The sequence below is a fragment of the Planctomycetota bacterium genome, from assembly GCA_016125255.1.
GTDB lineage: Bacteria > Planctomycetota > Phycisphaerae > Phycisphaerales > Zrk34 > RI-421.
Window position 1 is genome coordinate 153,836 of sequence record WGMD01000022.1, and the last position, 14,091, is coordinate 167,926.

Consider the following 14,091-nt stretch of genomic DNA (forward strand, 5'->3'; position numbering starts at 1 on the left):
ACACCTGCTATCGTTCGATGCGGTAGTAAAAATGGAAATTGTACGAAAGATACGCGCCGATGCCGCCCAGGTTGTCGACGTCATCGAAATTGGCGGTCGGAAAGGCGTAGGCGCGAACGGCGTGTGAGGCGGTTCGATACCATCCGACGGTGCCGTCTTCATGGAGAAAATTGCCGCCGACAGCCCAGCCATCCGCATCCACATGACTGGACATGGGGACAGCGGCGTTCCAGCCGGGTGTGCCTATCTCGTTGGCATAGCGTGCTTCGGTCCCAGGTTTGTAAAATGTTTGAATCATGTCGCTGGCGATCGGGCCTTTTCCGCCCAGTTCGCCGAAGCGCCTGCGGCTCGACCACGGGGCGGCGCCGGTGGCGTAGCTGACCTGCGCGCCGGGATATCGGTTGGGCATGACGAAGTATCCGACGAGCCCGCCAGCTTCCGCGGTGGCGGGCCAGGTTTGGGTGTACCAGTCGTGGTAGCCGCTGCTGGGGCAATAGAGCGTGGTGCGTTTGGCCAGGACGGTGCCGACCTGGAGATGAGTCAGGTATTCGTCGAAGAATCGCCGCATCACGGCGCCGTTCCAACTCAGATGCCTGCCGTCGGCGTTGTACGGATACATGGCCTCGTTGTCGGCGGCGTAGGCGAGGAAGCCGGTGCTCCACTGATGCAGATTCGAGGCGCATGCGGCACGCCGCGCCAGTTCGCGGGCGTTTTTGAGCGATGGCAACAACATCGCGATCAGTGTCGTGATGATCGCCACGACCACCAGCAATTCGATCAGAGTGAAGCCGCGACGATGCATACCAGTTCCTTCACGGTGTCCGACGAATGGCGCCCGAGCGACTTTCATCGCACGGACACGATGACCAGGTCGTCACTCACACCCGCCGACGACGCATCATCAGCGCCGCCAGCAATCCGATTCCCGACGACATCGCCAGGGGCGTCGGGACCGCGACCGGTGCGCCGACCTGGAAGTTGTCGGTCCAAAGTCGGTTCGAGCCGGATTGAGCGGTTCCGACGCCGACGAAGGCGCCGGAAATACTGGATGTCGAAAATGCCGACACCGCGGCATAGCTCCATGATCCGCGCAACGTCTCGTTAACCCAGAAGGTCAGTTCCTTATTGTCCAGATCAAACTCCACCGCGAAGTTGTTCCACTTGCCTAAATCCGTCGTGGTCAATCCGGTGGTCAGCCCGGTGTTGTATTCCACACCACGGTAGTAGACGCTGAGCGTGGGAAAGGTCGGATGATTGTCGCGGCGGAAAAAGACCATCAAGCCCTGCGTGTTGGCGGAGTTGAAGGACGTGGGGTTGTAAAACGCGGCACTGTTGACGCTGATGTTCACGCGGTCTGTTGATAAGATCGTATCGAACTGCACGACGAAGTCTCGCCGCAGGCCGTATGCAAGGGAGAAGTTGCCCTCACCGGTGAATCCCCCCTGGGTGATGCCGGTGCTGGAACCCGCGCCGCTGGAGCCGGGATAGGTGGGCGTACCGTTGCTGATGCCCGAATCTTTAGACAGCGAACCGAAGTCGGCGAAGCTGCCGCTGGTGTAGTGCCAATACGTCGTCGGGTTGCCGTACGTATTTTCCATCTGCCGAATGGCGGTGGAACTGGTGGCGGTGCCATTGGCGTAGCTTTGCCGGCCGGCCAGCGGCGCGCCGGCGCCCCAAGTGAACGTATCGATGTAGTCGTAGACGCCGATGAGCGCGGAGCTGCCGGCGGTGACGCCCTTGCCGCCGGGACCTGAAAGAACCGCGGCGTCGGCGGAATGGCTCGCTCCCCATCCGATCGCCGCCGTTGCGAGGATGATTCCGATCAGGGTGGACCGCTTGGTCTGTTCACGTTCGAGACGCATGTTGTTCGCTCCTTTTTCTTGTGAAACCAATCTCTTCATGAGTTTGTTCGCCAAGGCGCTGGGCCGGCGGCTTGCAATCGGCTTTAGGACCGTCGTTTCGGTTGGTGCGTGTCCCATGCTGCAATCCATGACGCTCATTCCTGTGGCTCTGCAAGTCGGCGCGCATCGCGCTGGACCTGGTCGGCTTCGATCGCGCGATCGAAGAATCGCAGTTCATCGATGATGCCCATGAACGGCTCGACGAGGGCGGGCGATCGGCCATAGGCGCCGATGTTCATGGTCAGTGCTTCCGTCGGAATCTGCGGCGCGACGCCGGGCTTGAGTTGTCCGTCGGCGACACGGCGGCCGTCGATGTAGGCCGCGACGCGGCCGCTGTCGGTGTCGTAGGTGACGGCCAGATGGTGGGCCTTGCCATCGACGAGGTCCATCATGTGTGGTCGGCCGTTCTTGCCGTCAAGCGCGATGTCGAGTTCGGTGTACTGCTCGGCGACGAAGCCGAAGGTCAGGCCGGGCGTACCCGCATCGCCCACGAGCAGGCCGTAGTCGCCCCGAATGAAGCGCGGCCCCTGAAACGCCAGCAGCAGGCGCTGCACAGACCGCTCGCGATGCTGGGCGTCGATGGCGCCGGGATAGGGCTCATATCGCAGCACCGTGCGATTGCCCACCTGAGGCCACGCTGCCGCCGGTTCGAGCTTCACATCCACTTCCATGCTGAATCCGCGCTCGAAGTTGAATCCCGCCAGCGGACGCTGCAGCGTCACCGCGCCGAGCTTGGTGCCGAACCGGGCGGCTCCGTCGCCTTCGAGCCCCGCCGTGCGCTCGACGCCGCCGATCCACTGAGTCGCCCCATCGGAATCGGGCGAGTCCAAGTGATACGCCGCCACGGGCTGGGCGTCATAGATCGGCGACGCACGCATGAGGCGGTCGTGCGCGGCGTCGTCGAATGTCAGCGGGCCTTGGCCCAAAAGCGCGGCGTGCTGTCCGTCCGTCATGGTCGTCTGTTGTGCAATCGATCCGTCTGAATTCCACCGCGTCAGTTCCACCCGACCCGACATCACCGAGACGGCGATGCCCGGCTTGACCGAGACGACCTCGAACTCCGTGCCCAGATCGCGCACGCGCAGCCCGGGCGCATCGACGATAAAACCGCCGCTGACGCCGGCGCGGATGTGAACCCGGCCCCGCCTCAGCGACAAGCGATCATCGCCTTCGATTTGCAACGCCGCCGGCCCGATGACCTGAACGGTCGCGCCGCTGGTCATCGTCAGGTCGAGGCGACCGGCGTCGATGGCGATCGTGCCCGCGTCCAGGTCGTGACCGGCCTGAAGCGGCTGGCTCGACCAGGTCACGCTGTCGGCATTGACCAGCGTGCCGTACATCCGTGCGACCGGAGGTGGCGACGATGGCCCCGCAGAAAAATACCGGTTGATCCCCACCGCCGCCCCCAACACCAGCGCGGCCGCAAGCACCGAAACCCATCGCCGCAGATTAGGCCGTTCCCCGGGCGCTGCTTTATCGCTCGCGTCGGCGGCGACGCGCGATTGATCGATGCGCGACGCGACCGTGTCCCATTGAAGCTCCGCATGCAGCAGCATGTGCTCGGCGTACAGGCGGCGCGCCGGCTGACTTCCGCGGAGCCGCTCGCTCAGATCCGAGGCCTGTTCGGACGTCAATTCGCCAAACCGCGCGGCGGCGAGAAGGTCGGTCGGGAGGAGGTTTTCATCGGTAAGGTCGGGCATGTTTCAATCAACTGGAGATTCGTCTGCGGATGCAGCCCAGCAGCAGGGCATGCGCCTGTTCAAGCATGCGGTACACCGTGCGCCGCGATCGACTGACGCGACGCGCCACCTCATTGACGTTCAATTCATGCTCATAGTGCATTCGAAGCATCTGTCGCATCTCCCCCGGCAGTTCACGCAGGCAATGCTCCAGCGCCTCGCGGCGCTCGACGGCCTGCTCGCTCAATGCCGCCGCCTCGTCGGCCAATTGCTCAAGCACATCGGCGTCAAGCGAACCGGCGCGCCGGGAACGCTTGCGAAGTTCGTGAAAGCATTCGTATCTTGCCGTCGCAATCGCCCAACTGCCGAAATCCGTACCGGGCGTATATTGGTCGAATTTACGCCACAACACCGCAATCGTCTGCTGCACCAGATCCTCCGCATCCGTCGTCGACCGAACCAGCGTCCGGACAAACCCATACAGCCGCCGCTGATGAGTCGCGTAGAGCCGCATGAACAACTCCGGGTCCGGCGGCTGAGCATCGGGTATGTCCATCGAAACATCCTTCATTAATAGGGTAACGTCATAGCCGTCTGTATTGTGCCAAGTTTGGTCGCCCGCCTCCAAAATTCGGGTTCGGGCCGATGGACATAAATCCGACTGTTGTATCGACTTCACGTCCGGTTCGACACCGCGGGCGTCGCACGGACGGGCCCGCACCGACGGACAAGGACAGTTCACGTGGCGGTCGAATAAGGCCGATTCGGCGGCCTTGCGCCATGCATCCTAGATCGGCGCGACTGGAGGACTAGGAATTACGGACCTCAAGCATACAGTGCGGCCGGTGCGGATACTCAACCTGCACCGTTTCAATAAACGTTGCTCAGTAGAAACCATTTGACACGTGAGCGTGATGGCGCTGCATTGTTGGCATGAGCAAGCAGAGACGCAAGGCAATGGGTCGAATCAATGTGTTGTTGACGGTGGCGTGGATGGGGGAGATTCTGAAAGCGGTGATGGCGGGCGAGGATGAGCGGAGGGGTCGCCATTACGGGGGAGGCGTGGCGGTGATGGCCTTGATGGGCTTGAAGACCAGCGCCGCGTCGGCGCGCTATGTGAGCCGCAGCGGGCGTGAGTGACGTAACTATGTGAAGGTGTCAGAGGCGATATTGTGCGGGGCGTTGTTGCCGGCGTCGATGGCGATCGACTCGGGGCCGTGCAACGACCATGTCGAAGCGAAGCTGTTGAAGCAGAATGCGTCGAAGCAACTTTCGGGGGCGGGTGTGTGCATTCTTCTGCGGGGTTCCAACTACTTGCGATCAGAGACCTGTCGCTCCTGCATCATTGTGTAGACCCACTCGTTGTACAAATCCTTGTGCTTTTCGACCGGGAACACCTTTTCGTGATACGGGCCGGGGTTGTCTCGCTCCCAGTAGACTTCCTGGTGATCAAATGTGCCGTCGGGTTTGAGATCGATGATCAAAAAGACCGGGCCGAAGTGTTGGTAGTCGCCTTCCCACCATCCGCCGCAGACCGCGCCGCCGCAGATGTAGGTCACGCGATCGAGCCGGCAGCAGTCGACCATGTGCTGGTGCCCGCTCAGTGCCAGGCGGACCTGCGGATGCTGGTAGAAGAATACGCGGTAATCGAACCCGCTCCCGCCGACGCTGCCGCCGACGTGCTGAGCGGTCATACCCGCAAGCGGTGCATGCGTGACGACGCAGACCGGTTCGTTGTCGCCCGACTTTTCGAGTTCCGCGATCCACCAATTGCTCTGCTCGGAGCCGGCGTCGATCTTGCCATCCCCGCCGAACACGTCGAGCATGATGAACTTCCATCCGCCCATCTTCCATGCATAGTAACGATTCGGCATGTTGTAGGCGGCGATGGCTTTGGCCTTCGGTGTCGGGCCGTGCCAGATGTCGTGGTTGCCGATGATGCTGTGGTGCGGAACGGTGACTTTTCCCTTCACCACCGCTTTCCAACTCTCGAACTGCGCGTCGGCGTTTTCCTCGCTGTTGCCCTGGTCCACCGCAAAAACATTGTCACCTCCGAAAATGTAGACAGCGGGCTTATATGCGTTGGCTTTGTCAAACGCGCGGCGGATTCGGGCCTGATAATGCAGCACCTGATCGGAAATGCTGCCGCCGCGGTCATTTTCGTGCGTGTGCGGTCCGGGCAGGTGTGAATCGGTGAAGAAGCAGACGCGCAAAGCATCCTTGGGCGGGTCAGAGATCGGTGGCACAGTCGCTTCGGCGGCGCGGCCATGCCCCACCATGCCGGCGACGGACAGACCTGCGACGCCGGCAATCGAGTACCCGAGAAAATCGCGACGCGGAAGAAGTGAATTGCTCATCGAACCTCGCGGGGATGAAGGCTGGGTGTCCGGGATGCTCATTGGGAAATCAATCGCTGCGCCGGGCCGCCGGGGTGATCGAGTTTCTTGCCTTTGTCCGAAGCAGGAAACAGATCCAGATCCACAGAGGTATCATGCAGCAGATTTCCACCCTGGTCAAAGAGCGCAAGTCGCACAGTCAGTGATTGACGGTTATCCGCATCCGGCGCGGCGAATTCGAGATTGCCTTGAAAGGTCGGGTCGGAGGCCGTGATGTTCGCCGGGGCGTGACCCGTTTGGATAATCTCGCCATCGCGTTCGAGTTGGTAACGAAGCACGGCGTCGGGCGGGACTTCAGTCGTGTCATTGAGCACCCATGCACGAATTCGCACCATATCGCCGCCGAAATAATATAACTGCTCGGGCTGGAGATTGACCGCCAACGGCGTCAGCGCATCGCGATAGGCGAAGAACGCGGGCTTGGCCTGACGATCGCAGTCCATGATCGACTTGAGCCAGCCGGCCGGCCATGCGTCAATCAACAGATGCACGGCAAACGAATTCATCTTCGGCATCCGACGCAGCGATTCGGTCATCAGACGCGTGCCCCACATCTGATGCTCCCGGCTGCTGTGCACCCAATCCTCCATCGTGCGCGTCGTCAGCGACTGCCACTTCATGCCGGTGCCCGGAGTCTGACAGCGCGGGATGCGGCTCGGCGTCCATGTGCCGTCCGGCTTGGTTTCGAGCCACTCCTTCGGGTAATACTTGTTCATCAGCGCGATGCTGTCGAGTCCCTCGGCGCCGAACTCGCCGCATCCGCACATCCAGTCGGCGCGCGTGGCGTGCCATCCGCCGAAATAGATGCCGCGGATACCGTTGCCGTACCAGTAGCTGTAATCGTGGATATCGCTGAAGCGCGGGCTGAGACTCACGTAATCCCCGTCCACCCATTTCGTGACCTGATCAGGATTGAGCTGAACGGCCATGGCGTCAAAGTCACGGAACAGTTGCGTATGACCCGCGCGATCGAGCATCACCGGCTTGTTGAAATCGGGTTCATTCAAATAGGAGATGACGGCGTTGCACGGATGACCGCGCACCAAACGCATCATTTCCGCAAACTGTTCGTGCGCAGTGTCCACGCAGTCGTAACGATATCCGTTGAACGCCGGCATGTCGGATTGAGCGAGCAGGCCAAGCTTGTCGAAATAGTCGTACACCTCCTCCTGACACGGCTGCTGCGTCATGCGCCAAAAGGTCATGTTCGCGATTTTGGCCAGCAGGATGTCGTCGCGAAGCTGATTCATGTCGTTGCGCATGACGTCGCGCATGAGATTGCCCATCATGTTCGCGCCGCGCAGCTTGATCTCCTTACCGTTGAGATAGAACCGACCCTTCGGCGTGCTGTCGGCGGATTGGACAAACGTCCGCATCCCGAACGATCGCTTCCCGGCATCGATCAGCTTGCCTTCGCGCTTGAGCTGAACTTGCAATTGATAGAGCCACGGCTCGTCGAGCGACCACCAACGCATTTGCTCCGCCGGCACCGACACGACGAATTTCCATCGCGTCACATTCGGCTCATCCGCCGAGGGCGTCGCATCGGCCGGTTTGTCCTGCGCGATGGTTGCATTGAAATTCTGGCCGTAGAGCGAATACGACAGAACAAGGCCCTTCGTATCGCCGCTGGTTTCCACCCAAACTTCCGCCTGATTCTCCTGCGGCATGGGCCGCACAAATATGTCACGGATAGACGGCGCGGAACGTGATTCGATCCAACACTTCTGCCAGATGCCGAACCCGGGCGGACACATGTGCCAGCCCATCTGGGGATTGTCCCAGCCGGGACCGCCGCACGCGGCAAGCTTCTTGCCGAAGGGTCGCCCAGCGCCGGTGTTGAAAAAATCGCCCATCATCACCGCGTCGTTATATACCTTGACCAGCAGTTCGTTCGCACCGGCATGGACGAACGGTTTGATGTCATATTCAAATGCGCCGAATAGGCCTTCGTGTCGACCGACGGGCTGACCATTGACGTAAACCTCCGCGATGTAGTCCACCGCCTGAAAGTGCAGAAACAGCGCGTCCTGCGCGAGCATGTCGGAATCGAGTTCGAAGGCGGTTTTGTAATGGGCCTCCGCTTTGTCGATCGGGCCGGTGTAGTGCGGAATGGTGACTTGTTCCCATGCACGATCCACCGGTTTGTCGCCCGCTGACACCAGATGGTAATCGAATTTCTCCAGCATCATCCGCCGCCGCGTCGCTGGCAACGCCGGCGCGAGCTCGGTCATGAACGGCGTATACCGCTCTCGCATACGTTGCAACTCCGCATCCAGTTCCGCCTGCGTATCGATCTTGTCGGCGCCCTTGAAACCGGCGTCCAGCTGCGCATCCCAAGGCAAGGCGATGTCCGGCAGTTTGGGTGACGAATTACCCTCCATGCCCGGCACCGCCTCGAGTTTCTGTTTCGCCATTTCCGCGAAGAAATCCGCTGAAAATCCCTCAATATCGGTCGGGCTGACAGTGGTCACGACCAGATCGCTGAACGCGGCCCCGCCCGCGCCGCCGAAGAACAGATGCGCGTTGTCAGATGTAAAATTCGCCGATACCGATTGCGCGACGAGCAGGTCGTCGCGTTTGAATTCGCCGCCCTGCCAGTTCCGGTTCACTTCCACGAACATCGAATGGGTGTGGGCGTCCCAAGTCAATCTCAGCCGGTGCGTTCCGGAACCAGGACCGGGTTGAAGCGTCCACTTGGTCGCACCGTTGACGCGCAAATCGAGCGGGCCTTCGGCAAATCCCGACGGGCCGCACAACACATAAGCCGCCGGGACTGCATTCGGATTCCGATACGGGTCGCCGCCGGTTTGGCCTTCGCCCATGCCGAAATAGCCGCACCCGTTTGCATCGCCGTCCACTGTCACGGTGATCTCGGCGCGAAAGGATTGCTTGGCCCAATCCGTCTTCACGGACCGCACGAAACTGCGCGGCCCGTTCGTGAATACCATGCGTCCGTCGCTGATCTTCACATTGTTTGCCGACGCTTCCCAGTTCGCCGATAGCGATGTACCCGCAAAATTGTCGCGCAACAATTCATCCGCTCGGGCGGCTCGCAACATCACCGATCCCGCAAACATCAGCAACACCGTCGCCACCCAATTCATTCGAATCCGTAATTCTTTCATTATTTGATTTCCTCGGTGTTGCCTGCCACCCAGACCGTCAGATCAAAATGCGCGACGCCGCCGGTCAGAGTCACGCTCATTCTCGATTCCCCGGCCGGCAACACGGCCGGGCGAGCCAGCGACAGATCAGTGACTTTCTTGCGGAAGTTGTCCGCGAGATAGACCGTGTCGCCTTTGCAGATGATGAACTGATCTTTCTCGATCTTCTGGTTCAACATGATTTGTCCGCCGTCCGGGAGAGTGATCACAACTCCGTCAGCCGCTTCGGGCACGCGAAGGGCGAATTGCAGCGGCTGGGCCTGTTGATCGTTGAAGATCGCCACCGGTTGGGATGCCTGACCGGCCATGCGCACTTCTCGGATCGGCGTCAGCCTGAAGCGGTGATCGTCGATTTGCTCGAGGTGGAATTTATATTTTGGATCACGCAGTCGTTCTTTCTGATCCTCGGTGAACACGCCGGCGGCGCGGGCGGCCTCCCATGCGTGAAACGCCTTGAAGATCGCGTCGCGTTCGCCGGTGTGATCGAGGCCGCCCTGGCTGACATCCAGCGCGTACGTCGCATTCCATCCGACGGATTTCGCTTCAAGGTTCTCCGCATCGTACAGCGACAAGCCGCTGTACCAGCCCTGCCTGCCGAAGGTGCCGGGGAAATAGCTGTTGGTGAAAGCGTTGCCGATGTCTTTGCCTTCAATGCCGCGCCGGCCGGAGGCGATGTCGAACATATGGCCGCCCCCGCCGATATTGCACGACGCGAGGTAGGCCCATGAACCGGCGAAGACGTTGGACGTCGTCGTGATGGTCGGCCATTTGCCCGTGCGCTGATGGTAAGTTTCGTACAGTCGGCGGCAGAAGACGCGGAACGCATAGTAGCCGTGGTTCTGATAGGTCATGCTTTCGAAGCCGTCGAATCCGATGTTATCCATGCCGTTGCGCGCCATCAGATCGGCGTAGTACTCGGCATAATCCATCAGCAATTTCATGTCGGGCACGAAGCCGTTGTAGCAATTCTGCATGAGCTTCACGACTTCGTCGCCCGCCTTATGTTCGACGGCCTTCGACGCATGGCCGCGTTTGACGCCTTGGAGCGTCCACGGCGCCGAATCGCTGATGCCCGTATACGTGAGCATTTCGCCGCCGATCCGCAGGTAGTTGCCGTTGGGGCTCGGCCAGGTTCCGGTTTCCGCCAGGAACGACGGATCGGTCACGATGATGGTCGTATCGTCGGCGGAGATGTCCCTGGCGAGTTTCGTGCGGCAAACAGTTTGCAGATGTTCGCTCGGCGTCGGCGTCACGTCATGCGAAATACCGCCCTGAAGAAACACGGTCAACGTATGCAAGCCGCCGTAGGTGATGCCGCGCTTGTTCGCTTCGGCCATGAATTGTTGGCCGGGCATCGTTGGGCCGCTGGACATGCCTGCGCCGTTGCCGACCCAGTTGTTTCCGAGACTCGGGTACCATCCGCCGGTTTCGCGCGAAATGTTTTTGATGCCCATCGCCGCGGCGTACTCGATCGCCTTGTCGTACGGACCGCTCCAGTTCAACGTGGGCTGAACGGCGGATGGATCGCGCACCCATTTGCCATCGAGATTGGTGATATACGGCAATCCTTCGGCGCGGATGATCTTCTCAATAGTCGACAAACCCTGGTCATCCGGACATGCGTACAGCGCCACGCCGGAGCCCATGAAGTCCACGCCTTCGATCGGATCGCTGACCATGTGGCGCGGCCCGAAGGCGGTGAACCCCGGCAACAGCGAGTAGTGATGAACGTATGACTTTCGCCGATCACGGGCGTGATACGTCACGGTCGACCCGAACTGCGGATTCAATTTCGCGCCGCTGCCGGCGATCCATTGAAAATACTCCTCCGGATGCGAGAAGAACGCCGTGTCGCTCACGCCGTCGCCGCCGATGTTGAACCACTGGCCTTCCTCGTACTTTCGCGGCAGCGGATATTTGTCGGGGTCGGGCGAATGGATGTAGTAGCCCATGCTGAAACAGTCGCCGTCCTCGACGGGTCCGGCGATCGTATTGTCGTCCAGGCCGTACATCCCGATGGCCCAGTCGGCGTCGCGCACGACGCCGATGATATCGCCGATTTTGCCGGCGATTTTCGTATTGAGGGGGCCCCAGACGATGTTGTCGACGTCGCCGCGCGGCGTGAGCGAGATCAGTTGCAACCGTACATAGGTCTCTTTCGCCTCGGCCTTGACCACGGCCGTCGCGCCATTGGCATACTTCAACTCGATGACGTGCTTGTCGGCATCGAAGCGGGCGGATGTCGGTGCGAGCAGTTTGTCATTGGGCTGCCCGCTTTCGTGCAGACTCATCACCGGCGACGGATGCAGGCCGGGGCAATACTGTTTGCCGGTTTGCCGGGCCGTGATCGAAAGGAGGAAACCCTTGTCATCGAATCCGAATGTGGCGTACTGGGTCGCAAGCGTGTGTGTTGCCGCGGGCGGTTCGGGGCCGATCGGAACGGCCGGGCGATGCGGCGGCGCCGGGTTGCCCACAAAGTCGCGGGCGGGATCAAACTGACCGGGCGGAAATGTCGCATACCGCACTTCCGCAATACATCCACTGAACGACTCATTGTTCGGCGAGGTCGCGCCGATGGAAAAATTCGCATCGCCGCCGCCCAGATTCCGCAGGTCGCAGACGCGCCTGCCGTTCAACCAGCCGCTCACTGCACCCTGTGATTTGACGATGGCCAGATGCGTCCATTCGTTCGTGTAGACGTCGCCGAGGGTCACGACGCCGACGCCACCGACGAGCACCGTCCATTGATTGTCATGCTGAGCGATGAGAAACCCGCGCGCCCCATTGCCGTTGGCGACGACCGTGTGCCAGCCGGGATCATTCTCCTTTGATGCGTTCACCCAGACTTCGACGACGAAGTTGTCGCCGCTCACGAGATTCTTGGCAACGCTGTAGCACTGGTCGGGATTGTCGAACCTGACCGAGGTGTCGGAGATCTGCCGACGGCTCGTCGGCGCATCGGTGATGATTTGCGGCGATCCCTGTCTCTGAAGGTCCGGCGCGTTACCCGCCTGATCATGGAGAACCTGCGGCGAGACAGCATCACCATTGCCCTTGAGGACGTAGTGGGCCTGCTCCTGCAACTGTGCAAAAGCGCGGCTTGCGACGATGATCACGAAAATCGCGGTCCACATTCGATTCATGCTGTTTCCCTTTGGTTCAAAATCGATCGATTCGACGCGGCGTTCGTTGTCGTCGTCGACAATCCTGAGCGCGAACGCGCGGCGGGGGTCCGTGGGGTGGTATTTGGACGTCGTTCGGGAGGGCGATGCGAGGCAGGTAGGGATGAGTCGGATAGTTTACCAGTAGATGCAGCCTTCGAGGCCGTTGATACCGGTGCCGAAGCCGGCGTTCCAACCATCGTGAAGCTTCCACTTGGCGCCAAACGGGTAGGGCAATGTTTGATCGAAGATGTCGGAGAAATCTCCCCATCGAGCAGACCCGTCGTACATGGACGAAGCGGTGCCGGTCCATTGGTTGGCGCCGTCGCGGTGCGGATAGCAGTAGGCCGCCCAGTAGGTGCTTTCGGGCCAGGGTCTGGTCGCGTAGCCCGAATAGGAAAACGATTGGTAGCAGCCGGGGTATGCAAACGAGATGTAGCTGCTGCCGTCGTTGGTGTAGGTGTTCTGCGAATCGGTGGAGATGGCCATGTTGGCGGGGTTGACGGCCTGGCCGATGCGCTTGGGTCGATTGGAAGGGAAGGCGGAGGGCATGTTCATATATCGGCCGCCGGCGGATGCCGCGTCAGCGAACTCCCACATGCCAATGAGCGAGTAGGACACAAACCGCATGGTCGCCGTGCCGTTCCATCCGATCTGCGAGTCGCCATAGCTGACGCGCGCGTGCGAAGGACAGTAGTAGACCTGCGGCTTGCCGCTGACGAGGTCCGAAAGAATTGATCGGCCGTCGGCGAGGATGGAGTTGTTGTAGGAGTACGCGGCGTGCGGGACCCACGATCGAAAGACCGGCATGGCGCCGGCGTTGTCGGAAGCGAAGTCGAGAGCGCCAAGCGCGATCTGCCGCTGATTGCTGAGGCAGACGACCCGCCTTGTCGCCGCGCGCGCCTGACCCATCGCCGGCAGCAGAATCGCCACCAACAGCGCGATGATCGTGATCACCACGAGCAGTTCGATGAGCGTAAAGGCGTTTTTACGCATGGCTGAAACCCATCCGACCTCACGGCGGGTCGGGATACGTCGGGCCGTCTGGGCCCGGTCAAGCGGTCGTGCGGATTCGGCCGCATCACCGCGTGCAGGCGATCCATGATCAATCGCGGCGCTTGCGGCGCATCGCGGCGAACGAAAGCAGGCCCAATCCGGCCGGCAGCGCGCCGGGGGTCGGCACAGTGATAATCTGCTCGTAGCCGATGCCGTCGTAATAGGTGCGCTCGCCGGTGGGCGCGGAGTCGGTCATATGGGCGATGAAGACGCTCAGCGTGCCGCCGGTGACGGTCGCGGTTCCGATTTTGACGCGCCAACCGTCGAAGCTCGTATCGTCGAAGAGTTTCGTCGCATCGGGACTCGCAGAGGAATACTGGACGAGTCCGGAATTGGTCAGGCCGGCCCTGATCTGCCAAAGTGTTGACGAGGTGTTCGGTGTACCGAAGTAGACGTACACATCGTAGTTGCCGTTGATCAGCCCGGTCACGGTCGTACGGAGCTGCGGGGCATTTTCGCCTTCCGGGAGCGTTTCCCAGACGTCGCCCTCACCGAACATGCCGGCGCTGGCGGTGCGATTGAACCAGAGATTGTCATTGGTGGCGTTGGTGGCGCCGACCCAGTCGGTCGTGCTGCCGTTGGAGTCGCGGACGGTGTTGCCGCCGGCGCCGCTGTTGGCATCGACATAGATGATGGCGGCATGGGCCGAAGCAGACATGGCGATGATCAGACACATCGCAACGGCCGTAAAAATGAACTTTTTCATAACGTGATCCTTTTCGTGAAACATC

Annotated in this window: 10 protein-coding genes; 1 reads left to right on the forward strand and 9 read right to left on the reverse strand. The window is 60.8% G+C overall.

Features of this window, described 5'->3' with window-relative positions:
• Positions 1 to 7 precede the first annotated feature (7 nt).
• The 4 genes from GC162_16165 to GC162_16180 all read right to left on the reverse strand — a co-directional run bounded on the left by GC162_16165 (position 8) and on the right by GC162_16180 (position 4,151).
• Positions 8 to 802, reverse strand: coding sequence for a prepilin-type N-terminal cleavage/methylation domain-containing protein (locus GC162_16165; protein MBI1370174.1), 795 nt, complete (start codon positions 800 to 802; stop codon positions 8 to 10).
• Between the two features lie 76 nt (positions 803 to 878).
• Positions 879 to 1,991, reverse strand: coding sequence for a hypothetical protein (locus GC162_16170; GenBank protein ID MBI1370175.1), 1,113 nt, complete (start codon positions 1,989 to 1,991; stop codon positions 879 to 881).
• Positions 1,992 to 1,996: 5 nt separating this feature from the next.
• On the reverse strand, positions 1,997 to 3,601 hold the full coding sequence (locus GC162_16175; GenBank protein ID MBI1370176.1) for a hypothetical protein: 1,605 nt from the start codon (positions 3,599 to 3,601) through the stop codon (positions 1,997 to 1,999).
• Positions 3,602 to 3,608: 7 nt separating this feature from the next.
• Positions 3,609 to 4,151 (reverse strand): sigma-70 family RNA polymerase sigma factor, encoded by a 543-nt coding sequence (locus GC162_16180; protein ID MBI1370177.1) that lies wholly within the window; start codon positions 4,149 to 4,151, stop codon positions 3,609 to 3,611.
• A 362-nt stretch (positions 4,152 to 4,513) separates the two neighbouring features.
• On the opposite strand from GC162_16180, the gene GC162_16185 reads away from it, so the two are divergent.
• Entirely contained in the window at positions 4,514 to 4,720 is a 207-nt protein-coding gene (locus GC162_16185; protein ID MBI1370178.1) for a hypothetical protein, read from the forward strand.
• Between the two features lie 170 nt (positions 4,721 to 4,890).
• On the opposite strand, the gene GC162_16190 is transcribed toward GC162_16185, so the two are convergent.
• The 5 genes from GC162_16190 to GC162_16210 form a co-directional block, all read right to left on the reverse strand.
• Positions 4,891 to 5,979, reverse strand: coding sequence for a hypothetical protein (locus GC162_16190; GenBank protein MBI1370179.1), 1,089 nt, complete (start codon positions 5,977 to 5,979; stop codon positions 4,891 to 4,893).
• On the reverse strand, positions 5,976 to 9,104 hold the full coding sequence (locus tag GC162_16195) for a hypothetical protein (GenBank protein MBI1370180.1): 3,129 nt from the start codon (positions 9,102 to 9,104) through the stop codon (positions 5,976 to 5,978). Before GC162_16195 ends, GC162_16190 begins: the two co-directional genes overlap by 4 nt.
• Entirely contained in the window at positions 9,104 to 12,286 is a 3,183-nt protein-coding gene (locus tag GC162_16200; GenBank protein ID MBI1370181.1) for a hypothetical protein, read from the reverse strand. The genes GC162_16195 and GC162_16200 overlap by 1 nt, the downstream gene beginning before the upstream one ends.
• A 156-nt stretch (positions 12,287 to 12,442) precedes the next feature.
• The gene (locus GC162_16205; protein MBI1370182.1) at positions 12,443 to 13,300 is read right to left on the reverse strand and encodes a prepilin-type N-terminal cleavage/methylation domain-containing protein; all 858 of its coding nucleotides are present in this window, start codon (positions 13,298 to 13,300) and stop codon (positions 12,443 to 12,445) included.
• A 109-nt stretch (positions 13,301 to 13,409) separates the two neighbouring features.
• A complete protein-coding gene (locus GC162_16210; protein MBI1370183.1) occupies positions 13,410 to 14,066 on the reverse strand; it encodes a hypothetical protein in 657 nt (218 codons plus the stop codon).
• Positions 14,067 to 14,091 lie beyond the last annotated feature (25 nt).